This is a genomic window from Paenibacillus sp. F411 (assembly GCF_017582705.1).
Classification (GTDB): Bacteria; Bacillota; Bacilli; order Paenibacillales; family Paenibacillaceae; genus Paenibacillus_AQ; species Paenibacillus_AQ algicola.
This window is the reverse complement of record NZ_JAGFIP010000011.1, coordinates 44,121-69,282: the sequence shown is the minus strand read 5'-3', so window position 1 is coordinate 69,282 and position 25,162 is coordinate 44,121. Positions and strand designations below refer to the sequence as shown.

18 protein-coding genes are annotated in these 25,162 nt (G+C 56.0%); 14 read left to right on the top strand and 4 right to left on the bottom strand.

What is annotated here, in order from left to right:
* The first annotated feature begins 53 nt into the window (after positions 1-53).
* From JJQ72_RS12610 to pilO, 3 genes are read left to right on the top strand one after another with little or no spacing between them, the layout of a single operon-like run.
* Entirely contained in the window at positions 54-1,073 is a 1,020-nt protein-coding gene (locus JJQ72_RS12610) for a prepilin peptidase (protein WP_347880748.1), read from the top strand.
* Positions 1,074-1,086: 13 nt separating this feature from the next.
* Positions 1,087-2,667, top strand: a complete 1,581-nt coding sequence (gene pilM, locus JJQ72_RS12605; RefSeq protein ID WP_138227226.1) for a pilus assembly protein PilM — start codon at positions 1,087-1,089, stop codon at positions 2,665-2,667.
* Positions 2,651-3,262 carry a type 4a pilus biogenesis protein PilO gene (gene pilO / locus JJQ72_RS12600; protein ID WP_208203901.1) on the top strand — a complete coding sequence of 204 codons (612 nt, stop codon included), beginning with the start codon at positions 2,651-2,653 and terminating at the stop codon, positions 3,260-3,262. Before pilM ends, pilO begins: the two co-directional genes overlap by 17 nt.
* A 360-nt stretch (positions 3,263-3,622) precedes the next feature.
* On the opposite strand, the gene JJQ72_RS12595 is transcribed toward pilO, so the two are convergent.
* Positions 3,623-5,044 (bottom strand): VanW family protein, encoded by a 1,422-nt coding sequence (locus tag JJQ72_RS12595; protein ID WP_208203900.1) that lies wholly within the window; start codon positions 5,042-5,044, stop codon positions 3,623-3,625.
* Between the two features lie 210 nt (positions 5,045-5,254).
* Between JJQ72_RS12595 and ftsE the strand changes: the two genes are divergently transcribed.
* The 6 genes from ftsE (at position 5,255) to JJQ72_RS12565 (ending at position 12,643) form a co-directional block, all read left to right on the top strand.
* On the top strand, positions 5,255-5,941 hold the full coding sequence (ftsE, locus tag JJQ72_RS12590; RefSeq protein WP_138227896.1) for a cell division ATP-binding protein FtsE: 687 nt from the start codon (positions 5,255-5,257) through the stop codon (positions 5,939-5,941).
* On the top strand, positions 5,931-6,848 hold the full coding sequence (gene ftsX / locus JJQ72_RS12585; protein WP_138227222.1) for a permease-like cell division protein FtsX: 918 nt from the start codon (positions 5,931-5,933) through the stop codon (positions 6,846-6,848). Before ftsE ends, ftsX begins: the two co-directional genes overlap by 11 nt.
* Positions 6,849-7,006: 158 nt before the next feature.
* The gene (locus JJQ72_RS12580; protein ID WP_138227221.1) at positions 7,007-8,344 is read left to right on the top strand and encodes a murein hydrolase activator EnvC family protein; all 1,338 of its coding nucleotides are present in this window, start codon (positions 7,007-7,009) and stop codon (positions 8,342-8,344) included.
* 129 nt (positions 8,345-8,473) lie between these two features.
* A complete protein-coding gene (locus tag JJQ72_RS12575; RefSeq protein WP_138227220.1) occupies positions 8,474-9,946 on the top strand; it encodes a S41 family peptidase in 1,473 nt (490 codons plus the stop codon).
* A 48-nt stretch (positions 9,947-9,994) separates the two neighbouring features.
* Positions 9,995-11,371 carry a PDZ domain-containing protein gene (locus JJQ72_RS12570; protein ID WP_243896065.1) on the top strand — a complete coding sequence of 459 codons (1,377 nt, stop codon included), beginning with the start codon at positions 9,995-9,997 and terminating at the stop codon, positions 11,369-11,371.
* 285 nt (positions 11,372-11,656) lie between these two features.
* Positions 11,657-12,643 carry a hypothetical protein gene (locus tag JJQ72_RS12565; protein ID WP_208203899.1) on the top strand — a complete coding sequence of 329 codons (987 nt, stop codon included), beginning with the start codon at positions 11,657-11,659 and terminating at the stop codon, positions 12,641-12,643.
* A 49-nt stretch (positions 12,644-12,692) separates the two neighbouring features.
* Here JJQ72_RS12565 and JJQ72_RS12560 read toward each other — a convergent pair whose 3' ends face one another.
* Both JJQ72_RS12560 and JJQ72_RS12555 read right to left on the bottom strand, forming a co-directional pair.
* Entirely contained in the window at positions 12,693-13,571 is an 879-nt protein-coding gene (locus JJQ72_RS12560; protein WP_208203898.1) for an OmpA/MotB family protein, read from the bottom strand.
* Entirely contained in the window at positions 13,555-14,355 is an 801-nt protein-coding gene (locus JJQ72_RS12555; protein WP_208203897.1) for a flagellar motor protein, read from the bottom strand. Before JJQ72_RS12555 ends, JJQ72_RS12560 begins: the two co-directional genes overlap by 17 nt.
* Positions 14,356-14,570: 215 nt before the next feature.
* Between JJQ72_RS12555 and uvrB the strand changes: the two genes are divergently transcribed.
* Both uvrB and uvrA read left to right on the top strand, forming a co-directional pair.
* Complete coding sequence (uvrB, locus tag JJQ72_RS12550) at positions 14,571-16,562, top strand: excinuclease ABC subunit UvrB (RefSeq protein WP_138227894.1); 1,992 nt, start codon at positions 14,571-14,573, stop codon at positions 16,560-16,562.
* Positions 16,563-16,581: 19 nt separating this feature from the next.
* Positions 16,582-19,485 (top strand): excinuclease ABC subunit UvrA, encoded by a 2,904-nt coding sequence (uvrA, locus tag JJQ72_RS12545; RefSeq protein ID WP_208203896.1) that lies wholly within the window; start codon positions 16,582-16,584, stop codon positions 19,483-19,485.
* Between the two features lie 200 nt (positions 19,486-19,685).
* Here the strand turns inward: uvrA and JJQ72_RS12540 are convergent, their stop codons facing one another.
* On the bottom strand, positions 19,686-21,314 hold the full coding sequence (locus JJQ72_RS12540; RefSeq protein ID WP_208203895.1) for a nitrite/sulfite reductase: 1,629 nt from the start codon (positions 21,312-21,314) through the stop codon (positions 19,686-19,688).
* Positions 21,315-21,573: 259 nt separating this feature from the next.
* Here JJQ72_RS12540 and JJQ72_RS12535 point away from each other — a divergent pair, with 259 nt between their 5' ends.
* The 3 genes from JJQ72_RS12535 to JJQ72_RS12525 all read left to right on the top strand — a co-directional run bounded on the left by JJQ72_RS12535 (position 21,574) and on the right by JJQ72_RS12525 (position 24,977).
* Positions 21,574-21,789, top strand: a complete 216-nt coding sequence (locus JJQ72_RS12535) for a hypothetical protein (RefSeq protein WP_138227213.1) — start codon at positions 21,574-21,576, stop codon at positions 21,787-21,789.
* Between the two features lie 228 nt (positions 21,790-22,017).
* The gene (locus tag JJQ72_RS12530) at positions 22,018-23,040 is read left to right on the top strand and encodes a S1C family serine protease (RefSeq protein WP_481856842.1); all 1,023 of its coding nucleotides are present in this window, start codon (positions 22,018-22,020) and stop codon (positions 23,038-23,040) included.
* Complete coding sequence (locus JJQ72_RS12525; RefSeq protein WP_208203893.1) at positions 23,037-24,977, top strand: copper amine oxidase N-terminal domain-containing protein; 1,941 nt, start codon at positions 23,037-23,039, stop codon at positions 24,975-24,977. The genes JJQ72_RS12530 and JJQ72_RS12525 overlap by 4 nt, the downstream gene beginning before the upstream one ends.
* Positions 24,978-25,162 lie beyond the last annotated feature (185 nt).

Here is a 25,162-nt window from a genome sequence, read left to right as displayed (position 1 = left end):
CGGCTTGCTGGGCATACCCAGCGGAGGGGGCGGAATCGCACTGGAGAAACGAAGTGTCCGCCTTTATCTTTGGATTTCACCATCTACAAGTTCTATCAGGAAATCCAAAGATAACAGCGGTCGGAAGAGCGATCCGCACACGAAGCGGCCACCAGCGGCCGGAGGCGATCGGCACACGAAGCGGCCCCCAGCGGCCGAAGGCCCTCAGCGCCAAGCAACCCTGCGCCGCAGGCCACCAGCGCCTTAACAACAGCGCCAATATCACCAGCGCCAAAACCAAAGCAACCGCCCACACCATACCAAACCAAGGAGCATCCCAACCCATGCCCACCCTGATCATTACATACCTGTTCCTGCTGGGCCTGGCCCTGGGTTCGTTCTACAATGTCGTTGCCCTGCGGGTTCCTGCCGGGCAATCTGTCATTCATCCCCCTTCGCGGTGCGGGAGCTGCGGAACAAGGCTGCGTACACGGGACCTGATTCCCGTGTTCAGCTGGCTGCTGGCCAAAGGGCGTTGCCGACACTGCGGAGTACCGGTATCCTGGCTATACCCACTGGGAGAAGCTGCGACAGGACTGTTATTTGTGTGGACATACCTGCGGTTTGGTTTAAGTGGTGAAGGGATGCTGGGACTGCTGCTGGCAAGCCTTGCGGTTATCGTGACGATCTCGGATTTGCACAGCATGCTGGTACCGAACAAGGTGCTATTAGCATTCCTGCCGCTGCTCGCGGCGATGACCTTCAGCGTAACGGATCAGCCATGGTGGAGCCACGTTCTGGGGGCGGTGGCCGGCGGCGGTATTCTTCTGGTGCTGGTACTGCTGGGCGGCATGGGGATGGGCGACGCCAAGCTGTTCGCATTGTTTGGCGGAGTGATTGGATTTCCCGGTGTGATATTGGCTTTTTTGGCAGCATGCCTGCTGGGGACGCTCATCGGAGGTGGATTACGGCTGGCCGGCAGCATCGGGCGCAGGCAGCCCATCCCCTTCGCACCTTGTCTTGCAGCAGGAACACTGCTGACATGGGGCTACGGCTCACAGATCATTAGCGGGTATCTCTCGCTCATCGGTTAGGAGGAACAAACGCATGCTCGGTATTTCTCAAAAAGCGGCCGGACTGTCCATTGAACAATCCGGCATTCGTTATGTCCGGCTGAAGACGAAGACCTGGGAAATGGACAAAACATTTTTTCTGCCGCTGCCTTCGGGTGTGATTGCAGAGAATCAGATTACAGACCGCTCGGCGCTGCTAAACCAGCTAAAAGGGCTCGTCAAGCAGGAACGGCTCAAAGGAAGCGAGGTTTCGCTTTCCGTACCGCCTTCTCAGCTCATTATCCGCAAAATGTCCATCCCCAGCACGAATCCGCGTCAGGTCGAGCAGCTGGTAAAGCTGGAAGTGGAAACCGGGCTGCATCTGCCTTTTGAAACCCCGGTGTACGATTACATCGAGACGGCCAAGGATGAGAACCAGACCCATATCCTCGTTTTTGCTGCCCCACGCCAGACCATGAGCGATTTTGTTCAAGTGGTGGAGGAGGCAGGTCTGCGTGTATCGGGACTTGAAATGTCGGGTGTCGCCCTGGCAAGAGCCGTCACTGCCGGCTTCGGTGAGGAATTTCAGGAAACGATGCTTGTTCATTTGGAAAAAGGTCAGCTTGACGTGTATATGTACCATCGTGGAAATCCGGTGTTTATGAGAGCCCTGAATCTGCAGGATCTCTCATCGGACGAGGCTTGGCTCGAAAGTGCGGCCGCCTCGGCGGGTCAAGCACCAGGGCAGCCGTCGCTGTCTCCACTGCAGCTTTCTGAAATCACAGCAGAAATCTCCAGAATGCTGAACTTCTATCAGTACAGCCTTCATGATGGATCAGCAAGAGTTCAGGAGATTTTGATTACAGGCCCTGACCGAACCAGAATGCAGCTGAATACAGAGCTTGCCCGGTCTTTGCCGGAGCTGCAGATCCGGGAGCTTGATTTCTCGGCAGTCCAGCAGCCTGTCACGGGCAGCAAGGAGCATAATGCTTTCCGGATTGCGGTGGGCACTGCGCTTCGCCGTGCAGATGGCGGTCAGATGGATCTGCTTCCCCGGGAGGACCGGGAAGCCATGCTGTTTCCGTTCCTGGCCATTTCCCTCATGGGATTGTGGGTGCTGGGGCTGGCGGCTACGGTTACGTTTTTTGTGCTGAATCAAGGGGAAATCCGGGATCAAGAGAACCGGCTGGAAGCCTTGAGAGACCAGAGAGCGGCAGCAGAGCAGGAGCTGCTTGCCCTGCAGCAAAGCGGCCTGAGCCAGAATGGACGCCTGGAGGTGCTGGAGGGCATTGCGGAGCATCGGGAAAGTCCGGTCGTAATCCTGACGGAGCTGATTCGGGTGCTGCCGGAAGGTGCAATTCTCAAAAGTACCGGATATACCTACCGTTCGGAGATGGATATGACGGTGTACCTGACCAAAATGGAGGATGCCTCAGCCTATCTGTTAAATCTGCGGCGCCTGCCGTTTACAGAGAGTGCTATGATTACAAGGCTTTCTGAAGGCATTGCAGACAGCTCCGTTGTAGTCGGTGGACAAACCTACTATACAGCCGGATACCGCGTCCAGCTGGCGCCGGGCACGGTTAACACGCTAACCCCGGCAGAAGGGAGTGATGCAGGTGGAACTGCTGAATAAATACCGCTCACCGGTTGTGATGGGAGTGCTGCTGCTTTTTGTCGTGCTGCTGGGCTTCTATTTGCTGGGCTTACAGCCGACAATTGACACGATGGAGGAGCAGGAAGCTGAAATCGCCCGGGTATCTGATGAAAAAGCGCTCCTCCAGCGGAAAGTAGACGAGCTGAAGGGCGCTGCCGACAGCCAGGATCAGGAGCTGTTAAGCTCCTATGATGCTTTGCCGGAAGGGGACGAAGCCGATCAGCTGGTATTGCAGCTAAGAACCGCCGGCATCCGTTCCAGCGCCCGCCTCAAAAGCATCGAATTTAATCTTACCGGCACCAACGGGCTCCAGCTCGTGCTGGGAGGGAATGAAGGGGCCTATCCCTTCATTAAAGAAGTCAGCATGAATGCTGAGGTAGAGGGCACGCGTGCTCAGATTATCGCCTGGATGGACCAGCTGGAGAAGATGCCAAGAATTATCAAAGTGGACTCCTTCAGCCTGCAGCGCCGCAGCGGTCCGTCCGAGCTGCCGGAGAATGCCCTCCTGACCGCCAATGTTGTCTTCACAGCGTACTATGAATCCAGCCAGCGGGCAGCGACTGTGACTCCTTAACCAGGAACGAATGCGAAAAACCGAACTCAATGCGCCGCTATGGCGTGTCCAGAGCAAACGAGTGTGAAAAACCGAACTCAATGCGCCGCTATGGCGTGTCCAGAGCAAACGAGTGTGAAAAACCGAACTCAATGCGCCGCCGTGGCGGATCCAGAGCCAACGAATGCGAAAAACTGAACTCGATGCGCCGCCGTGGCGTGTCCAGAGTGAACGAGTGCGAAAAACCGAACTCGATGCGCCGCCGTGGCGGATCCAGAGCAAACGAATGCGAAAAACAAGAGCGTTTCCCGCGGGAAACGCTCTTGTTTAGGTTAAATGGCTGGCAGCGAGCCGCTCAAACCACAAACCACAAACCACAAACTACGGACTGCTCACTCCATCCTCCACCACGGGAGCCTTAAGCTGTCCCTGCGTTCCCGGAATTTCGCCGTGGGACGGGTTCATGCCGATGAGGCTGCTTTGGCCTTTGTAGACGTCCCGGGAGAGACGCTCGCGTTCTACTATTTTTCCGTTGACCTGCTTGCTGCGATAGGTCTCTACTACATAGCCAGGCTTTCCCGGCTGGAGAAGCTTTTGCTGTCCGGGAGGCAGGGAGGAATCCCGAACATAGGAGCGCGGGGCCGGAATCTGCTCCACTAGCTTTGTGTCCAGCGAGTATACAATATTGTCCGGAAATGTCCCGAACAATTTCACGGTCAGCACCTTGTCCACGACCTGGGCCTGAAGCAGAAGGTGCTTGCCGGTGCTATTGCGGAACCGGAAGTTAATATAGCCTTCGGCGTAGGTCGCGTCGAGGCCTTTGGGAAGATAGTTGACCGGCAGCGAGTGGTTGCGCCGTTCCACCACTTCGAGGCCCGTTAAGAGCACGGCATTGTAGATGGTGCTGGACACCTGACAGATCCCGCCGCCGACGCCCGGCACCAGCTTGCCGCTGATGATAACCGGTGCTTCCCGAAAGCCGTGCTGCTTGCGGGCCTGAGCTACCACCTTCGCATAGTCAAACACTTCACCCGGCTTCAGGATCATCCCGTCCACGGCCGCCGCCGCTGCTGTAATATTATGCACCCGGCCTGGTCCGCTGGCACCGAGGGAGGTGGAGAACTGGATGATTTTGCGTTGGATGCCCTCCGCCCGCAGCGAAGCCACCGTCACCTCAGGGCTTTGCAGCTGCAGAGGCAGCTCTATCGAGAGCGGCCCACCAGCATCGAGCATTGCGAAGTCACGGGGCAGCGCCGCAGCAAAAGAGGCCTCCAGCAGCGGCCATTGAATCCGGAGCACGGACTGCTCCGGAATGTAGCGTACCTCGTCGCCGGTAATCGTTCGGACAGCATTAACAGGCTTTCCGAACTGCTCCTGCTCCCACGACTCGTTCAGCCGCTGCTTCAGCAGCTCCAGATCCTGATGCACCTCCAGACTGTAGGCCTGCGCAAAAGTATAGCGGCTAAAGGCCCGCTCCCACAGCGTGCCCTCCTGCAGCTGCGACACCGCAGCTTTAAAAGCCTCGGCCCGGTATGTTACGCCGGCATCTCCAAGCGTCAGCTTTTCCTCGCCGGACCGGGGCCATCCCGTCAAGGACAACGGCAGCTGCTCCAGCGCCGCAAGGCGCCGCTCCAGCTCATTCAGCACGTCCCCGTCCGGCTGGCCGCCAACGCTCCAGCCGGAAAGCGTCGTGCCGGCAGGCAGCCGGGGAGTGTTCACGTAGATGGAGAGAGCTCCGTATATCAAACAGCCGGCCAGCAGGAGGCTGAGAGACGCGATGATCATGACGTGTATTTTTTTCATCCCCAAAAACTCCCTTTCCCTTCGTGTAACAAAAAAGCTTAGGCATGTCTTCATGTATATGTCACAAAGCCCCCAAACTTTCGGGTACTCAAAAGGTAACAAATTTGTTACAATGGTTTTGGGCATTGAGGAATTTTCATGCATTTTAGAGGAATTCCGAGGACGGTGTCGAAATGATAAAGGCTGATATTGGAATTAGGAAGTGATGAATTGATTGAAATGCAGGATGTGTGGAAGACCTACCCGAGCGGAGCCCATGCGCTGCAAGGTGTCTCGGTAAAGATTGACCGCAATGAGTTTGTGTACATCGTCGGACCGTCCGGCGCAGGTAAATCGACATTCATGAAATTGATTTATAGAGAAGAAGTGCCCACGAAAGGGCAAATTTCCGTAAACGGCTTTAACATCGGCAAGCTGAAGCAGCGCAAGATTCCCTATGTGCGCCGCAACATCGGCGTCGTGTTCCAGGACTTCAGGCTGCTGCCGCAGCTGACCGCCTATGAGAATGTGGCTTTTGCCATGGAGGTTATTGAAACGCCGACCAAGCAGATGAAGAAGCGGGTGATGGAGGTGCTGGACCTCGTCGGTTTGAAGGAGAAGGCGAACCGGCAGCCGGCGCATTTGTCCGGGGGCGAGCAGCAGCGCATTGCGATCGCAAGAGCCATCGTGAACAACCCCGCGGTCATTGTGGCGGATGAGCCTACAGGCAACCTCGACCCGGAAACGTCCTGGGGCATTATGCAGCTCCTGGACGAGATTAATTTTCGGGGAACGACGATCGTGATGGCAACGCACAACAAGGATATCGTGAACAAGATGCGCAAGCGCGTGATCGCCATTGAGCGGGGACAGATTGTAAGGGATCAGCTTCGAGGGGAGTATGGATATGACTTTTAGAACCTTTCTCCGGCATTTGCGGGAAGGGGCCAAGAGTGTATTCCGGAACGGCTGGATGTCGGTAGCTTCCATTGTTTCGATCATTGTGTCCCTGTTTATCCTGGGTGTATTTATCCTGCTGGTGCTGAATGTCAACGCGCTGGCCGACGAAGCTGACAGTAACGTACAGGTCAGTGCCTATCTGAATTTGAATGTGAGTCAAGAGCAGCGGGAGCGGCTGCAGAAGGAAATCCAGATCATGCCCGAGGTGAAGGAGCTTCGCTTCGTTTCGAAGGAAGAAGGCATGCAGGAGCTCGTGGAGGGCTTTGGAGAAGAAGGCATGGACCTGCTGGAGGGCTTTACGGATGGGGATAACAACCCGCTGCCCGATTCCTTTGTCATTGATGTTGTAGAGCCTACTACTGTGCCGCTGGTGGCGGACAAGATTCTGGCCTTGAATGAAACCTACGCGGAGAAGCCGATCATGCGCGTCAAATACGGCGAGGGCATGGTGGAGAAGCTGTTTGAAATTACGAAATACGTTCGCAATATCGGGTTTATTTTTGTAGCGGGGCTGGCCTTGATGTCTATTTTCCTGATTTCGAACACGATTCGGGTCACGATTCTCGCCCGGCGCCGGGAGATTGGCATCATGAAGCTCGTAGGAGCGACGAATACGTTCATCCGCTGGCCGTTTTTTGTGGAAGGTGCGCTGATTGGCATGATCGGCTCGCTGATCACCGTCGGCCTGCTGTACCTGGGGTACAGCCAGCTGCGATCCGCGATGATGGGTGACATTACGTTGTCGCGGAGTCTGATTCCTCTGGAGGAAATCGGGTATCTGCTGGGAGGTGCGCTCGTGCTTCTCGGGATGCTGATTGGTATTTTTGGCAGCACGATGTCCATCCGAAAGTCACTGAAGGTATAAGCTTGTCACCTGGAGGAAGGCAGCGCCTTCTTCAGTATGTATACATCTCATAACTAACGCACCAGAAGCTATAATGCTGAACTGCTGAACATGTAGACGCACCAATAATCGCAGAACTCATACAAATCTCAATTTTCGAAAAGGATGGGGAGTGCACGTTGAAAAAGATTGCTGCCGGATTAGCCGCTTTACTGCTTGCTGCTGTCGTATTCCAGCCCTCTGCCGGATTAGCCGAAAGTAAGACCTCTGCCGATGTAGACCGCGAGCTGAAGAGTCTCCAGAAGGAGGTTCAGGACGCCCGGAATCAGAAGAGCAAGGCAGCCGCCGAGAAGGAGGAAGCCCAGCATTATAAAGACAAGACCACCCTGAATCTTCAATATGTTATGGACCAGATTGAGCAGGTCAGCAGCCAGCTGACGAAGATATCCGTACAAATTGACGAGACTGAAACCAGCCTGCGGATCACGGCGGAGGAGCTTCAGGCTGCCCAGGACCGGATCGCGGCGCGCGAGAAGCTGCTGGAGCAGCGCATTCGTCTGATTTATATGGACGGCGAGGTGTCCTATCTGGACGTGCTGCTGTCTTCGACCAGCTTTACCGATTTTCTGAATCGTGCCGATTCCCTGAAGACGATTGTCGATCAGGATCAGGATCTCCTGGTTCAGCACAAGCAGGACAAGCTCTATGTGCTGGACAAGAAGAAGGAATTGGAAGGTCAGTACGCCAAGGCGAAGGATCTGTATGCACAGATGGAGGACCGCAAGAGTGAGCTGGCGGTCAAAGAGAAAGAGAAGCTTGTCCTGATTGCCAAGTATGACCAAGAAATCGAGCTTTCCGAAGAAATCTCGGAAGAGCAGGATATGCTGCTGGTACAGCTCGCCACCAAGCGCTCTCAGCTTCAGCAGGAGCGCGACAAGCTGGCGGCGGAGGAAGCGGCCCGCCGTGCCGCAGCCGCCAAGGCTGCAGCTGAGAAACGGGCACGGGAGATCGCCGCCGCCGAGGCGCGGGCTAAGGAGCAGGCGGCTGCGAAGGCTGCAGCCGCGAAGAAATCAGCTGCGGCTACCTCGCTGGGCAGCAGCCGGGCTGCGGCTAGCGGGAACGGTGGACCGTTCGCGATGCCGGTATCCGGGGCGTACATTTCGTCCGATTACGGTATCCGGACCCATCCGGTAACCGGGGAGCGGGGCACCATGCATACAGGCCAGGATTTTGCCGCTGCAGAGGGCACGGACATCCGCGCGGTAGAGAGTGGGACCGTCATCCTGGCGGAGTGGTGGAGCACGTACGGAAACTGTGTTATTGTCGATCATGGCGGCGGTGTCTGGACGCTCTACGCCCATATTCGCCAGGGCGGCATCAAGGTGTCTGAGGGCCAGCAGGTAAGCCGGGGTCAGAAGATTGCCGAGGTCGGCTCAACCGGCCGCAGTACAGGACCGCATCTTCATTTTGAAGTGAGAGTGAACGGTTCGCCTGTAAATCCAGCCCCTTATCTCTAAGCTGCAACATTGACATTGTTGTTACAGATTAGCCATTGTATAAATATTCCCGAGTAGTCAAACATATATTAGGATGACCGGGACGCTGCAAAGTGGTATGCTCAAATGTACAAGGGCGGTGAGACAGACATGAAAAAAAGATCGGTGTTATTGTTGGTCGTAGTCTCGATGCTCTGCGGTATGGTGCTGACGATGGTGTTCAATCAGCTTCCGGACGCGGCAGGGCCAGACGGCGGCGGCACCGGGCTGCTGGCCAGTATCGGCAAGAAAAGCGATGGCCTGGAGCAGGATGAAGCCGAGAAGCTGGGCACAGCATTAGAGATTATCGAAAGCAACTATTATAAAGATGTAGACCGGGACAAGCTTCTGGACGGTGCCATTAATGGCATGATGGAGGCGCTGGGTGACCCTTATTCCAACTATATGGGGAAGGTCACGGCCGAGCAGTTCTCGGAGAGCATTGAAGGCTCCTTTAGCGGCATTGGCGCAGAGGTCACCTCGGTGGACGGCTATGTTGAGGTGGTCTCCCCAATCAAGGGCTCTCCGGCTGAGAAGGCGGGGCTTCGGGCCAAGGATGTGATCCTGTCGGTGAACGGCGAATCGCTCCAGGGACTGGACCTCAATGCAGCGGTAGCCAAGATTCGGGGTCCTAAAGGCTCCAAAGCGGTGCTGACGGTGAAGCGTCCCGGCTCCGAGAGCAGCATTGAGTTCCAGATTACCCGGGATGATGTGGATCTGGAAACGGTAACCTCGCGTATGGAGGCTAACGGTGTCGGCGTCATTGAGATCAGCCAATTCTCCCTCAATACGGGAGAGCGTTTCGCGGAAGAGCTGAAGTCGCTGGAGAGTCAAGGCATGAAGGGCCTGCTCATTGATGTGCGCAACAATCCGGGGGGCGTGCTCTCGGTCGTTATCGACATTGCGGGACAGTTCGTACCGAAGGGCGAGTTAATCGTCCAGGTCGAGAACAAGGCTGGCAAGCGCGAAGAGTATCTCTCCAAAGGAAGCTCGAAGCCGTATCCGGTAGCACTGCTGATGAACAAAGGCAGCGCCAGCGCATCCGAAATCCTGGCCGGGGCTTTGCAGCAGTCTGCAGGAGCGGTCTTGATTGGAGAGCATTCATTCGGAAAAGGAACCGTGCAGACCAGCTTCGACAAGCAGTTTGACGATGGCAGTCTGTTGAAGGTAACCATTGCCAAGTGGCTGACGCCGAACGGTTCCTGGATTCATGAGAAGGGCATTGAGCCGGATCTCCAGGTATCCCAGCCGGATTATTTCGCAGTAGCTCCTCTTGATAAGAAGCAGACCCTGAAATTCGATATGAACAGCGAAGATGTAACGAATGTTCAGATTATGCTGGAGGCAGTGGGATATGAACCGGGCCGCAAGGACGGTTATTATGACCGGGCGACCGAGAAGGCCGTCAAGAGCTTCCAGAGTGCAAGCAAGCTAAAGGCCAGCGGAATTGTAGATGAACAAACCGCAAAGGCGCTGGAAGCGGCCTTGATCGAGGAAATTCAGGATCCTGGCAATGACACGCAGCTGAACCGCGGAATTGCCGAGGTTGTGAAGGAAATAAAAAGCCAGGCGTCGAACAAGTAAGAAGGCTGAATTCAGCCTTCTTTTTTTCTTGGAGATGCAGGTATAGAAATGACAAAGGAGAGTGACCGGATTTTGGATATAGCGATGGAGTGGGTCTGGATGGTGCTGGATGCTGGTCTGATGATGCTGGCACAACCCTTTTATTATATTTCTGTCATTCTGATCGGGATCTTGTACCGCAGACAGGTGCTGCTGGAACGCATGCTGTTTCACGTTCGGGTGAACGGCTGGCAGTCCCAGACGCTGCGGACGATGCTGGGCGGACTCGTGGCGGGGCTTGGCGTCTCAGTCATGATGGCCTTTCTTGGCATTACGCTCACGATGTCAGCGGTGCTGTGCCTATGGGCAGCGAGTCTGCTGCTCATGCTGTTCCGGGTGCGGTTTCTGTGCTTCGCTTATGCCGCCGGGCTGCTGGGCATTGTGCAGTCGGTACTAGGCTGGTTTCCCGGCTGGCAGCCGGAAGGCTGGCTAGGAAGTGTACATACCGCGCTGCTGAATCTGAACGTGCCATCCCTGCTGGCCCTGGCCGCTGTGCTGCATCTGGCCGAAGCGGGACTTGTTATGCTGCAGGGTGGACGGTTTGCCTCTCCGCTGTTTCTGGAAGGCAAACGAGGCAAGCTGGTGGGGGGCTATCAGATGCAGAGCTTCTGGCCCTTGCCGCTGTTTCTGCTCGTTCCGTCAGCCGGCGGTCCGATGCTGCCATGGACCCCCTTCTTTGGAGGAGACGCCTGGATGAGCGGTGCGGGCATCGCGGCCTTGCCGGTGCTGATCGGCTTTGGAGAAATGACGCAGAGCATGCTGCCGAAGCAGAAGGCAGTGATCAGCGGAAAGCGGCTCGTCATCTACAGCTCGATCGTGCTGATGCTGAGCCTGCTGGCGGATTGGTGGCCGCCGCTTATGCTTGCGGCTGCGTTAGCAGCGCCATTGCTGCACGAAGGGCTCGCCTGGTACAGCCGCTACGAGGAGCAGCAGCGCAGTCCGCTGTTCGTGCATCCTCCGAAGGGCTTGAAGGTGCTGGCGGTTCTTCCGGGCAGCCCGGCGGAGGAGCTGGGAATTCTGGCGGGCGAGACCATTCTTAAGGTCAATGGGACTCTTGTTCGCAGTAAGGAGCAGCTGCATGCGGCGCTGAGGCAGAATGCGGCCTTTTGCAAGCTGGAGGTTCAGAACTATGAGGGCGAGAGCAAGTTCATGCAGCGGGCTATCTATGCCGGAGAGCATCACCAGCTGGGCGTCATTCTGTCACCGGACCCGGATGCCGGGCTTGCAGTACGGCTGAAGCCGCTCAGTATCGCTGGTTTGCTGGGCATGAAGTGGAGCTTGAAGAATAAGATGACGGCTGAAGAGGAAGGCGCGGAGACCCGAACACCAGCAGGGAAGGGTTCACCCGCCGCGGCTGGCCTGGAGAAGGACAGTCTGGAGATGTAACGAGGGTGGCAAGGACCTATATTTTTTGTGACTCATGCGTTCTTGAGATAAAAAATAGCAATCTGAGTACGATTTCTTCTCAAGTGCTGCGGCCTCCGTGCTGCAGCACTTTTATCATTTTTCCCTACATAATCTCCGATTTGCTGCACACCGGCAGTCTGGTGACGACAGTAAAGGGCGTTTACCGGCTGACCTCCAGCCTGCCGCCGATCAGGGAGGTGATGAACTGAAGGGGGGCTGAACTTTGGTGGATCTGGAGTAAATAAGTGCGAAAAAGCGAACTCGATGCGAACGCATACCGCCCCCGCGCCAAACGAATGCGAAAAACCGAACTCGATGCGGCGCAGTGGCGGATCTGGAGCAAATGAGTGCGAAAAAGCGAACTCAATGCGGCGCGATGGTGGATCTGGAGTAAATAAGTGCGAAAAACCGAACTCGATGAATCACTGTGGCGGATCTGGAGCAAATGAGTGCGAAAAAGCGAACTCGATGCGGCGGTATGGCGGATCTGGAGCAAACGAATGCGAAAAAGCGAACTCGATGCGGCGCGGTGGCGGATCTGGAGCAAACGAATGCGAAAAACCGAACTCGATGCGGCGCAGTGGCGGATCTGGAGCAAATGAGTGCGAAAAAGCGAACTCAATGCGGCGGTATGGCGGATCTGGAGCAAACGAATGCGAAAAAGCGAACTCGATGCGACGGTGGGGCGGATCTGGAGTAAATGAATGCGAAAAACCGATCTCAATGCGGCGCTATGGCGGATCTGGAGCAAACGAATGCGAAAAACCGAACTCGATGCGGCGGTATGGCGGATCTGGAGCAAACGAATGCGAAAAACCGATCTCGATGCGGCGCAGTGGCGGAACTGGAGCAAATGAACGCGAAAAAGCGAACTCGATGAGTCACTGTGGCGGATCTGGAGCAAACGAATGCGAAAAAGTGAACTCGATGCGGCGCTATGGCGGATCTGGAGTAAATGAATGCGAAAAACCGAACTCGATGCGGCGCGGTGATGGAACTGGAGCAAACGAATGCGAAAAATCGAACTCGATGCGGCGCTATGGCGGATCTGGAGTAAATGAATGCGAAAAACCGAACCCGATGAGTCACTGTGGCGGATCTGGAGCAAACGAACGCGAAAAACCGAACTCGATGCGGCGCTATGGAGGAACTGGAGCAAACGAATGCGAAAAACCGAACTCGATGCGGCGCTATGGCGGATCTGGAGCAAATGAGTGCGAAAAACCGAACTCGATGCGGCGCGGTCGTTGACGGGCGTGCCGCCCGCCACCCGCCCATCGCGTGCCGCCCGTCGCCGCGCCTACTCCGCCCGAAGCTGGCGGAGGACGGTGATTTCGACGCGGCGGTTCTTCTGCCGGCCGGCGGCCGTGCTGTTATCGCCGGCCGGCCGGGTGTCGGCGTAGCCCGCATACTGGAAACTGTCCGGGCTCAGGCCCTGACGGTCCAGGAAGAAGCGGAGCACGGACATCGCCCGGGCACCGGACAGCTCCCAGTTATCTGCATACGGAGACTGGAGCCCGACTGGCACATTGTCCGTATGTCCTTCTATGCTGACTACGGCGCTGAGGTCTTGAAAAAGGCTCGCCAGCTTGCCAAGCACCGGTGCTGCCCCGTCCTTGAGCTGGGCTTGTCCCGGGTCGAACAGAAAGCGGTCGCTCAGTGTAATGGCAATGCCCTGCGGCTCATCCGCGATAAAAATATCCCCTTCCAGTTGGTTTAGCGCCACATATTGTTTAATGACTTCCATAAAGTCTGCCAGCTCCTGCTCCTGCTCTCGGAAGGCAAGCTCCCGCTGAGTCATGGGACCAGAGGTACCTGGGTCTGTGTCAGATTCGCCATCTGCGTCAGGCACAGCCCCATCATTGCCGTCTTCATCAGGCCATACGCTGTCACCCGCAGCCCCGTCTCCATCAGGCGATCCGCTGTCTCCCGCGCTGCCGCCCTGAATCAAGCCGGAGCCATGTTCCAACAGGGAATCTCCGCTCTGGAAGGTGGCCTGCAGCGACTGCGTAACACGGTCATATTTCTCGGTATCCAGCCGGCTCATCGCGAACAGGACCACAAAGAAAATGAGCAGCAGCGTGATCAGATCGGCGTAAGTAATCATCCAGCGGTCTCTTTGATCTCCGGCGCCCTGGCGGCGGCGTTCCCGACGGGTGGATTTAATCGGCCGTCTCATGGGCCGTCCCCCTTGTTGTCGGCGTGGCAGCGGAGAAGCTGCTTTCGAGCGTGTAGGTGTTCAGCTTTTTGCGGACGAGAAGTGGATGCTGTCCCTGCTGAACGGCGAGAATGCCCTCTAGCAGCAGCTCCATATTTTGAATTTCTTCCTCGCTGCGTGCTTTAATCTTGGAAGCGATGGGAAGAAAGATAATATTGGCACTGGCAACCCCGTACAGGGTGGCGGTAAAAGCAACCGCGATCGACGGACCGAGCTGGGTCGGATCCTGAAGCCCGCCCAGAACGTGAACGAGGCCCATTACGGTACCGATGATCCCCATGGTCGGCGCATAGCCCCCCGCGGCCTCGAAGATTTTGGCATAGCCTTCATGCTTCTGCTCGGTGGCATCCATCTCCAGCTCCAGAATCTGGCGCACCGCGTCCCCGTCCGTCCCGTCGACAATCATCCCCATGCCTTCACGCAAAAAAGGATCGGGATGCTCAGCGGCCGCCTCCTCCAGTGCAAGCACGCCGGTGCGGCGGGCTAACGTGGCCATGTCGACCACGTCCTCAATAAGCTGCAGCGGCGAGCGGCTCCGCCGCCCGAAAGCGAAGCGGAGCGCGGCAGGAATTGTCCGCAGCCGGGAGGCTGGAAAGCTGATCACGACGGCTGCGGCCGTACCGCCGAAGACGATCAGGGCGGCGTTGCCCTGGAGCAGTCCGCCAAGCTGACCGCCTTCCCACAAGAAGCCGCCGATCAGTGCAGCAAGCCCTGCCAAAAGCCCGAGAATAATGGTAATATCCATGATGAGCAATCATCTCCTTTTATGTAGAGAACTATTATATAAGGTTTGCAACAAAAAAACGAAAAGAGTATAATTGCAGGGGAACAAATATTCTTATTAAACACAAAACGAAGAGGTCTAAACAAAAAATGCAGGTCTCTTTCTTTTTACATCGGGAAGTTACGATAGAAACGTTAATATACAATATTTTAGACGATAAGGGTGTGATTGAACACATGAGTGATCTCGTGGTCAGTACGAAATCCTTTGAGCTCCAATCGGAGTTTGATCCGCAGGGCGACCAGCCGGGAGCGATTGAGCAGCTGGTGCAGGGCGTGCGAGAGGGCAAGCGTCATCAGACGCTGCTCGGTGCGACGGGAACCGGCAAGACGTTTACGATTGCCCAGACGATTGCGAAGCTGAATCGGCCGACGCTCGTGATCGCGCATAACAAGACGCTGGCGGCACAGCTGGCGAGTGAGTTCAAGGAATTTTTCCCCAATAACTCGGTCGATTATTTCGTCAGCTATTACGATTACTATCAGCCGGAGGCGTACATTCCGTCCTCGGATACTTATATTGAGAAGGATTCCAGCGTGAACGAGGAGATTGACAAGCTCCGCCACTCCGCCACAAGCTCCCTGTTCGAACGCCGGGATGTCATTATCGTAGCGAGCGTGTCCTGCATTTACGGCCTGGGGTCTCCGATGGAGTATGGCGAGATGCTGCTCTCGCTGCGAGTAGGCATGGAGAAGCCGCGCAACCAGATCCTGTCCCGTCTGGTGGACATCCAGTACCAGCGCAATGATATTAACTTTGTCCGGGGCACGTTTCGGGTGCGCGGAGATGTCATCGAGATTTTTCCGGCATCAAAGGGTGAGCATGCAGTCCGTGTGGAGCTGTTCGGCGATGAGATTGAGCGCATTACTGAAATTGATGTTCTCACCGGTGAGCTGGTGGGCGAGCGGGATCACGTAGCTATTTTTCCAGCGTCTCACTTCGTTACCCGGGAGGAGACGATGCGCGCCGCGCTCGTGAATATTGAGCGGGAGCTGCAGGAGCGCCTGGAGGTGCTGAAGAGTGAGGGCAAGCTGCTCGAGGCCCAGCGTCTGGAGCAGCGCACGAACTATGACATCGAGATGATGAAGGAGGTCGGCTTCTGCTCCGGGATCGAGAACTATTCCGGTCCGCTGACCTTCCGGGAGCCGGGAGCGACGCCGTACACGCTGATGGATTATTTTCCGGATGATATGCTCATCGTCATTGATGAATCCCATGTGACGCTGCCGCAGATTCGGGCGATGTACAACGGGGATAAGGCCCGCAAAACCGTCCTCGTTGACCACGGCTTCCGCCTCCCGTCAGCACTGGACAACCGCCCGCTCAAGTTCGAGGAATTTGAGGAGAAGGTGAGCCAGATTATTTATGTGTCCGCCACGCCGGGGCCTTACGAGCTGGAGCATTGCGATACGATGGTGGAGCAGATCATCCGGCCGACCGGCTTGCTGGATCCGCTCATTGAGGTCCGCCCGACGGAAGGGCAGATTGATGACATCATCGGCGAAATTCATGATCGCACGGCTAAGGACGAGCGGGTCTTGATTACAACACTGACCAAGAAAATGGCCGAAGACCTCACCGACTACCTGAAGGAGATCGGTATTAAGGTCCGCTACATGCACTCGGAGATCAAGACGTTTGAGCGGATGCAGATTTTGCGCGATCTGCGGCTCGGTACATTCCACGTGCTCGTGGGTATTAACCTGTTAAGGGAGGGGCTGGACCTGCCGGAGGTGTCCCTCGTTGCGATTCTGGATGCCGATAAAGAGGGCTTCCTGCGCTCGGACCGATCCCTGATCCAGACGATTGGACGGGCGGCGCGGAACTCGGAGGGACGCGTCATTATGTACGGGGATAAAATAACGGATTCCATGGACCGAGCCATCAAGGAAACCGAGCGGCGGCGCGCTGTACAGGAAGAGTACAATGAGAGACACGGCATTACGCCGCAGACGATCCGCAAAAAGGTGCGCGATGTCATCGAGGCCACCAAGGCGGCGGAGAGCAAGGCGGATTATTTGACCGGCCCGGCGGCCAAGATGTCGAAGAAGGACCGTCAGTCGGTCATCGAGCGTCTGGAGGTCGAGATGAAGGAAGCGGCCAAGAACTTGCAGTTCGAACGGGCGGCGGAGCTGCGCGATGCGCTGCTTGAGCTGAAGGCGGAGTAACAGTGAGGAGATGAAAGGTTTGGCGAGCGATAATATAGTAATCAAGGGCGCACGCGCCCACAACCTGAAAAATATTGATGTGACCATACCGCGGGATAAATTCGTCGTGCTGACCGGCCTTAGCGGCTCCGGTAAATCCTCGCTGGCCTTTGACACGATTTACGCGGAAGGCCAGCGCCGATATGTAGAATCCCTGTCGGCGTATGCCCGCCAGTTTCTGGGGCAGATGGAGAAGCCGGATGTGGATTCCATCGAGGGCTTATCCCCGGCCATCTCGATCGACCAGAAGACGACCAGCCGGAACCCGCGCTCTACGGTCGGAACCGTAACGGAGATTTACGACTATTTGCGGCTGCTTTTTGCCCGCGTGGGCCATCCGCATTGCCCGGATCACGGCATTGAGATTACTTCACAGACGGTCGAGCAGATGGTGGACCGGATTATGCAATATCCGGAGAAGACCCGGCTGCAGATTTTGGCTCCGGTTATTGCCGGCCGCAAGGGTGAGCACAAGAGCCTGTTTGCAGATATTTCCCGGCAGGGCTTTGTCCGCGTACGGGTCAATGGCGAGCTTCGTGACCTGTCCGAAAGTATTGAGCTGGAGAAGAACAAAAAGCATACGATTGACGTTGTGATCGACCGGATCGTCGTAAAGCCGGACGTTGAGGCCCGGCTGGCCGATTCCATTGAGACGGCGCTGAAGCTGTCCGGCGGCCAGTTGCTGGTCGATATTATCGGTCAGGAGGAGCTGCGCTTCAGCTCCAACTTCGCCTGCCCGGTGTGCGGCTTCAGTATGGAGGAGCTGTCCCCGCGGATGTTCTCCTTCAACACGCCATTTGGTGCCTGTCCGGAATGTGACGGCCTGGGGGTAGAGATGATTGTCGATCCGGAGCTGCTGGTGCCGGATCAGAGCAAGAGCATTGAGGATGGAGCGTTCCAGGCCTGGTCTGGCGGTACCTCAACGTATTATCCGCAATTTTTGAGCTCGGTCTGCCGCCATTTTAAAATTCCGATGGATGTGCCCGTAAGCTCGCTCAGCCCGGAGCAGATGAAGATTTTGCTGTACGGCACAGGCAGTCAGAAGGTGCATTTTAAATATGAGAATGATTTCGGGCAGCGGAAGGAAGCGCATGTCACCTTTGAAGGGATTATTCCGAATCTGGAGCGCCGTTACCGTGATACGAACTCCGAAGGGATTCGCGAATACATTGAAGGCTATATGAGCTCGAAGCCATGTGATGTGTGTAAGGGCCATCGCCTAAAAAAAGAGAGCCTGGCCGTCACGATTAACGACCAGAACATGGCGTATGTGACGAGCCTGTCCGTTGGGGATGCCTCGCGCTTCTTTGACGGCCTGGAGCTGTCAGAGAAGGAGCAGCAGATCGCAAACCTGATCCTGAAGGAGATTAACAGCCGTCTCGGCTTTCTTGTAAACGTCGGGCTGGATTATCTCACGCTCAGCCGCTCTGCAGGGACACTATCCGGCGGTGAAGCGCAGCGGATCCGCCTGGCTACCCAGATTGGCTCGAGCCTGATGGGCGTGCTCTACATTCTGGATGAGCCCAGCATCGGGCTGCATCAGCGGGATAACGACCGCCTGATCTCAACGCTTGAGCATATGCGTGACCTCGGCAACACGCTGATCGTGGTGGAGCATGATGAGGACACCATGCTGGCGGCGGACTATATTATTGATATCGGTCCTGGCGCCGGCATTCACGGCGGAAACGTGATTTCTCAAGGAACACCGAAAGAGGTTATGGAGGATGAGAACTCACTGACCGGGCAGTACCTGAGCGGCCGCAAGTTCATTCCGGTTCATAGCAAACGCCGCAAACCGGATCAGCGCTGGCTGGAGATCAAGGGTGCGAAGGAGAACAACCTCAAGAACATTAACGTCAAAATTCCAATCGGCGTGTTCACGGCGGTCACGGGTGTGTCCGGCTCCGGGAAATCGACGCTGGTGAATGAGATCCTGTACAAAACGCTCGCCCGCGACTTGAACAAAGCCCGGGTTCGTCCAGGGCAATACCGGGAAATGAAGGGTCTGGAGCATATCGAGAAGGTAATCGACATCGACCAGTCGCCCATTGGCCGGACGCCGCGCTCCAACCCGGCAACGTATACGGGAGTGTTTGATGATATCCGGGATATTTTTGCCCTGACGAATGAAGCGAAGCTGCGCGGATATAAGAAAGGCCGCTTCAGCTTCAACGTCAAAGGCGGACGCTGTGAAGCCTGCCGGGGTGACGGAATTATTAAGATTGAAATGCACTTTCTGCCGGATATTTATGTGCCGTGCGAGGTGTGCAAGGGCAAGCGCTATAACCGTGAGACGCTGGAGGTCAAGTATAAAGGCAAGAACATTTCCGACGTACTGGAAATGACCGTGGAGGATGCCACCGAGTTCTTCCAGAACATTCCGAAGGTGCACCGCAAGATGCAGACGCTGATGGATGTGGGTCTCGGATATATCAAGCTGGGACAGCCAGCCACCACGCTGTCGGGCGGCGAGGCCCAGCGCGTGAAGCTGGCATCCGAGCTGTACCGGCGCAGTACGGGCAAGACGATGTACATTCTGGATGAGCCGACGACAGGGCTGCATGTTGATGACATTGACCGCCTGCTCATTGTGCTGCACCGACTGGTTGACTCCGGTGAGTCTGTGCTCGTCATCGAGCACAATCTGGACGTCATTAAGACGGCGGATTATTTGATTGATTTGGGGCCTGAAGGCGGCAGCGGCGGGGGTACCGTCCTTGCTGTCGGCACTCCGGAGCAGCTGGTGAAGGTGCCGGAGTCTTATACCGGCAAATATCTGAAGCCGATCCTGGAGCGGGACACAGAGCGCACGGAGGCCATGAACCGCAAGGCACAGGAAGCCGCCGCGAAAGCGGAGGCAGAGGAGCCGGTCGTGAAGTAGCAGCCGGTTCCAGCGCGCCCCTGGCTCAAGCGCTCTGGCATGAGCCGCAAGGCGTGACGCCTGCGGCCTATACACAGCGCCGATTGCACTTGCGGCCGCCAAGCCCCGGCTAGGCGCCGCAGGACAGCGCGCCTGACAACACAAATAGCCCTGCAGGCTCCCGGCCGGGAGCCTGCAGGGCTATTCATCATGGATCTGGCTTAAGAGGCTGCCGTCTCGGAGGCCAAAATCTCGGTCAGTTTCTCCTGGAAGGCCGGAATGCCGACGCGCTGAGTATATTCAAAAAAGCTTTCCTCTGGAGACAATCGATTCTCCTTATAGAACAGCAGCAGTTGTGCCAGCACCGGACCGACGTGATCTCCTTTTACGCGGCCTTTCAGTGCCTTGTTCAGCTGAGCGCCTGGTCCCAGGGATCCGCCAACGGCGATGTCGAACGCATCGACCATGCCGTCCGGCGTCTTGATCAGAGAGCCCTGCAGGCCGATGTCTGCAATATGCTTCTGACCGCAGGAATTCGGGCAGCCGATAAAGTGGATGCGGACCTTCTCATTCAGGGCTACATTTTCATCGAGGTACTCGGCGACCAGCTTGGCACGATTCTTCGTCTCGACAATCGCGAGGTTACAGAACTCATTGCCTGTGCAGGACACTGTGCGGCTCATGAAGTGACGCGGGTTCGGTGTCAGGCGCTGCAGCACCGGGGCGTCCAGCAGTTCTTCTACCTTCTCGTCCGGCACGCCGCTGAGAATGATGTTCTGGGACATCGTTGTGCGAATCTTGCCATCGCCGTAGATGTCCGCCGCATCGGCAAGCTGAATCAGCTCATCGGCATCCAGACGTCCGACCGGAACGTTCAGTCCGACATAATTCAGTCCTTGGCCGCGCTGCGGATGAACGCCATCGAAATAAGCAGCCTCCCAGCCCAGTGTCTTGTCCTCGCCGCGCGAAGGCAAGTCGCCGACCAGCTCGACCAGCTTCTCCTTGAACTTCTCCGGTCCCCAGTCCGCGACCAGGAACTTCAGGCGTGCATGATGACGCTTCTGACGGTAGCCGTAGTCCCGGAAGATGGTGGTTACGCCGACAGCGACACGCAGGGCATCCTCAGGGCGGACAAAAATATCCAGAGGCTGCGCCAGATGCGGCTTCGCCGACAGGCCGCCGCCCACCATGACATGGAAGCCGATCACTTCCTGACCGTCAATCACCTTGACGGCCGGCGTCAAAGCCAGGTCGTTAATCTCAGCATTGGCATTGTTATACGGGTTCGCAGAGATGGAAATTTTGTATTTCCGCGGCAGGTTGGAGAAATCCCGGTTCATCAGGAAAAAGTCATTGATCTCCTCCACCAGGTCTGTCGTATCCATAAGCTCATGCGGATCAATGCCCGCCAGCGGGTTGCCGACAATCGTACGCGGGCAGTCTCCGCAAGCCTCGAAGGAGTACAGGCCTACATCCTCCAGGCGCTTGAAAATATCCGGCAGGCTCTCCACGGTCAGCCAGTGGAACTGAATAGCCTGACGCGTCGTCACGTCTACCAGGTCACGTCCATACAATCTGGCGATTTCGGCCAGCGCACGGGCCTGGGCCGTCGTCATGATGCCGGTGTTGATGCGCACACGCATCATGAAGTGTCCGTCCTTCGGCTTCTGCTGATACACACCCGCCCATTTGAAGCGGTCCATATCATCTGCAGTGATGGAATCAAAGCCTTGTACAGAATACTCTTCTATAATGGTACGAATGACATCAAGTCCGTCTTTCTCCATTTTTACAAATTCGAATTTGTTCAGCTTGTCGGGATCGGCCATCCAGATTTGTTCATACGCCATATGAATTAACGCCTCCTGCAATGGTTAGAATTGATGATTACACGCTATAATTCCGATTAGAATAGTATGATATTGTGTTGATATTACCATAGATTCCTGTAACCGTAAACGAAAATATGGAAGCCCCCAGGGCGAAAAATCACAAAATTCACGAGAATTTCGTTATTTTTTCAATGAGAGGGCTTGCATCAGAACCCGGGCGCGGATAACATAGAAGAAGATATGTAATCATGTCCGAGAATTCAAGGGGGTACGTTTCATGTTCATTGCTACAGCTGCGGACAGCACGGCCGTTTTTAAGCATTTTGATGTTTTTATGATCCTGTTTACGATTGTAATTGCGATCGGCGTGGTTCGCTTGTTGATGGCCCGCCAGAAGAATAAATTTGCCATCGCATTCGGACTCGTCAGCCTGGGCGTGTTCCTGTATTCGGACTATGCTATGGTGCTGAACTGGATTAACGGCGGCAACTAAGCAAATAAGGCTACATAAGAAAGCGTCCTTTCGCAGCGTGCGGAGCGGGCGTTTTTTTGTTGTGTCTGGCCAAAGGAAATATAGATGGTCTGGTATGAATTTCGCAGGTAGTAGAATTCAAAGATTCATGGTAAATTGAGGAAGCGGCTGGATTGGGCGCAGAGAGGATGAATTCAATAAATGCACTTATGGAAAAAGACCACGGCAGCCCTTGTTGCTGCCGGCATCATGCTGCTTAGTTCAGTGCTCCATCCGGGCATGGCTGCAGCGGCTACCAAGAACAACAGCGCTTATACATATCCGCAGGATTCTGTGCCGCAGGTTATTCAGGGGATGTCACCGTCGGTGGTGGGCATTGCAGGCAAGCTGACGGGCGGCATGTATACCGAGGATCGATATAATCTGTCTCATGGAAGTGGAGTTATTTTGAGCAAGGATGGCTGGATTGTGACGAATGCGCATGTAGTGGACCGGCTAAGCACAATTCAGGTCGTCACCTCGGACGGCAAGACCTATCAGGCCCGCAGCGTGTTCAGTGACGATGTTAGCGATATTGCTGTCGTCAAAATCAATGCCAAAGGACTGAAGCCGGCTGTGTTTGCCGTAACAAGCCAGAACGCTCAGGTTGGCGAAAAGGTGGCTGCGATCGGTACTCCGATCTCCTTCTCCTTGCGCAACTCGGCCACGGTTGGGGTGGTCAGCGGTTTGAACCGCAGCATCGACAGCTCCTATCGCCTGATCCAGACGGATACGGCGATTAATCCGGGCAACAGCGGCGGGCCGCTCGTGAATATGAAGGGCGAAGTGATTGGCATTAACAGTATGAAATTTTCGGCGATCGGCGTGGAAAACATGGGCTTCTCCATCCCTTCCGAGACCGTGGGCTATGTCGTCAAGCAGCTGATTCAATATGGTGAGGTGAAGCGGGCAGGGCTGGGACTTTCGCTGGAGGAAAGCTTTTCGGCAATTGTCGGCTTCCCGAGCGAGGATCCGCTACAGGTGACCGACGTAACGTCTCTCGAAGCCATTCAGGCGGGGATCTCCAAAGGGGATGTGCTGTACGCTATTAACGGCAAGAGAGTATACTCCATTGTTGATATTAACGAGATGCTCAAGCTGTATGCGCCTGGTACGAAGGTGAAGCTGCTGATGCAAAGAGACGGTGATATTGTCAGCGTACCGCTTGTGTTAAGCAGTGGCATCAGCGTGCCTGTGGAGGATGCCGAGTGGGAAGAAGAGGTGGAGGTATGACAAGCTCTCAGCGTTTCATTTCAAAATCACATCGTCAGCGTGCTATGAGTCTGCTGCTGGCGGCGTCTCTGCTGGGCAGCACGCTGGCAGCTTCTGCCGCCTGGGGCGCAGAGAATCAGAACGTCGTGCTGTCCCTGAAGCAGGGAAGCCCGAGCGCGGACATTAACGGGGCTACCGCTCCCATTGTGAAGCCGGTCATCAAGCAGGGCCATCTCATGGTGCCGCTTGGCGTATTTTCAAAAGCGTTCGGCAGTCAGGTAACGCTGGAGGGCACGACGCGCGTGACGCTGCTGCAGGGACCGCACCGGCTGGTCATGACCATCGGCAGCAGTACAGCCTGGATCGACGGACGGAAGATCGTCTTGCCGGTTGAGCCGCAAATGATCTCAGATACCTTGATGGTTCCGCTTCGCGCGGTGGCGCAAGGCCTGGGAGCCAAGGTCGACGTAGACTCCAAGGGTAGGGTGAGCATCACCATGAAGGTGCAGGATAAGCAGCCTTCGGAGGAAGAGGGTGGTCTTAGCGGAGAATCCGTCAATCAGCCGACCCGGATCGGTAACAGCTATTACGGCTGGAGCATCGATTATCCGTCGGGCATGATGGTCAACAGCTATGCCGGGGATGAGAGCTCCGTAGAATTTGTGGACGCCACCGGCCGTTATTATATGGAGCTGTATGTCAGCGATGCGCCAGAGGAGCAGGAGCCCAAGGCCCTGCTGGCTCAGCTTCTTCGCAACGCGGAGGATGCCGGAGATCTGGTGTTGCACCGGGAAATCGTGAGCCGGGGGAGCTACCCGTACGCGAGAATTTTTTCGCGGGACAGTGATGAATTCATTTGGGAAACCCGTATGTACTATGAGAACGGCCGGGTGTATGAGCTTTATTTTGCCGATCGTGACGCGGTGCATTATAGAGATATGAGTGCTTTTGGCGGGCTGCTGAATTCTTTTCAGCCGGTATTTCCGGAAGGGAGCGCCAAGGCCAAGGTGAAGGATTTATCCTCTGTCGAAGAGGGGCTGCGCATGCTGAACGAGCCGGATTACGGGATTACCGTGGGGATTCCGGCAGACTGGATGTATTACGATGAGTATTACTATGGCAAAGAGGGAGAAGGCGGCTTCCTCATGGATGTCCATTCTGCTCCCGAGGGACAGCAGGGAGATCTGAAGCAGTGGGTGCAGCAGCTGGAGAGCTATTATGTCGACACCTTTGTACCGGATGCCTACGAGCTGGAGAAGGCCGTTCCGATCAGCATTTCCGGTCAAGAAGGCCAGATGGTGAAGGTGCGCTATGTGGATCGGGGGCGGTGGTATACCGAGTATAGCTTTTTGATACAGCATGAGGGGTACCGCTATGAGCTGACGTACCGGGAAGATGATGAAAGCACTCTCGCGGCAGATATGTGGGAGGCTGTGCTGGCGTCGATCGCTATCGACTATGATGTCGTGCCCGGTGAGTTTGGTAATCTGGGAACGCCTGCGTATCTGCAGAATTCCAGCGCGATGGTCAAGCGATCCTCCAAGGCCTATGCTTACACCGTGAGCCTGCCAGAGAATTGGAGCTCGTCCAGGGACTGGTTTGAATCGGGGAATGTGGAATATGAGCTGCCGGGCGGCACGTTCGAGATCGATTCTGTAAAAAATACAGCCCGGAGCACGGTCCTCAAACATCTCCAGGCCTACTATAACGAAAAAACGTCATCCAGCTTCGGCGAGTCGGAGGCCAAAGGCCTCGGCGTCCGCAATATTACGCTTGCCGGCGTGCCGGCCGTATCGTTCGAGCTGCACTTCCCGGGTAAAACATTCGGGCACACCGAGCGCTATCTGGTGTTTGAGCGGGATGGCATTGTGCACACCGTGACCATTCAGCTGGAGGATGCCAACGCTACAGCTACGCAGCTGCAAACCCTTGAGCGAGTGCTGCAAAGCTTGCGGTAGGTCATCCGTTCCACCCCCGCCGGACGCTGGGGATGTGCGCGGTAGAAGTAACGATAGACTTCGTGGTAAAGGTCGCCGGGACAGAGCTGCTGCCGGCGGCCTTTTTCAGCGTGGCGGGGGTAAACAGGGCGCGGAGGGCCGCGTCCGGGCCGCGTTCAGGCCGAACGAGGGCGAAAAAGTGACCT

Coding starts and splice junctions, on each gene's coding strand:
- JJQ72_RS12555 (WP_208203897.1), bottom strand. CDS start 14,355: ATGGATATTACCATTATTCTCGGGCTTTTGGCAGGGCTTGCTGCACTG.
- JJQ72_RS12575 (WP_138227220.1), top strand. CDS start 8,474: ATGAAAAAAAGATCGGTGTTATTGTTGGTCGTAGTCTCGATGCTCTGC.
- JJQ72_RS12565 (WP_208203899.1), top strand. CDS start 11,657: ATGCGAACGCATACCGCCCCCGCGCCAAACGAATGCGAAAAACCGAAC.
- JJQ72_RS12595 (WP_208203900.1), bottom strand. CDS start 5,044: ATGAAAAAAATACACGTCATGATCATCGCGTCTCTCAGCCTCCTGCTG.
- JJQ72_RS12570 (WP_243896065.1), top strand. CDS start 9,995: ATGACAAAGGAGAGTGACCGGATTTTGGATATAGCGATGGAGTGGGTC.
- ftsX (WP_138227222.1), top strand. CDS start 5,931: ATGACTTTTAGAACCTTTCTCCGGCATTTGCGGGAAGGGGCCAAGAGT.
- JJQ72_RS12530 (WP_481856842.1), top strand. CDS start 22,018: ATGCTGCTTAGTTCAGTGCTCCATCCGGGCATGGCTGCAGCGGCTACC.
- JJQ72_RS12560 (WP_208203898.1), bottom strand. CDS start 13,571: ATGAGACGGCCGATTAAATCCACCCGTCGGGAACGCCGCCGCCAGGGC.
- JJQ72_RS12540 (WP_208203895.1), bottom strand. CDS start 21,314: ATGGCGTATGAACAAATCTGGATGGCCGATCCCGACAAGCTGAACAAA.
- JJQ72_RS12535 (WP_138227213.1), top strand. CDS start 21,574: ATGTTCATTGCTACAGCTGCGGACAGCACGGCCGTTTTTAAGCATTTT.
- uvrB (WP_138227894.1), top strand. CDS start 14,571: ATGAGTGATCTCGTGGTCAGTACGAAATCCTTTGAGCTCCAATCGGAG.
- pilM (WP_138227226.1), top strand. CDS start 1,087: ATGCTCGGTATTTCTCAAAAAGCGGCCGGACTGTCCATTGAACAATCC.
- JJQ72_RS12525 (WP_208203893.1), top strand. CDS start 23,037: ATGACAAGCTCTCAGCGTTTCATTTCAAAATCACATCGTCAGCGTGCT.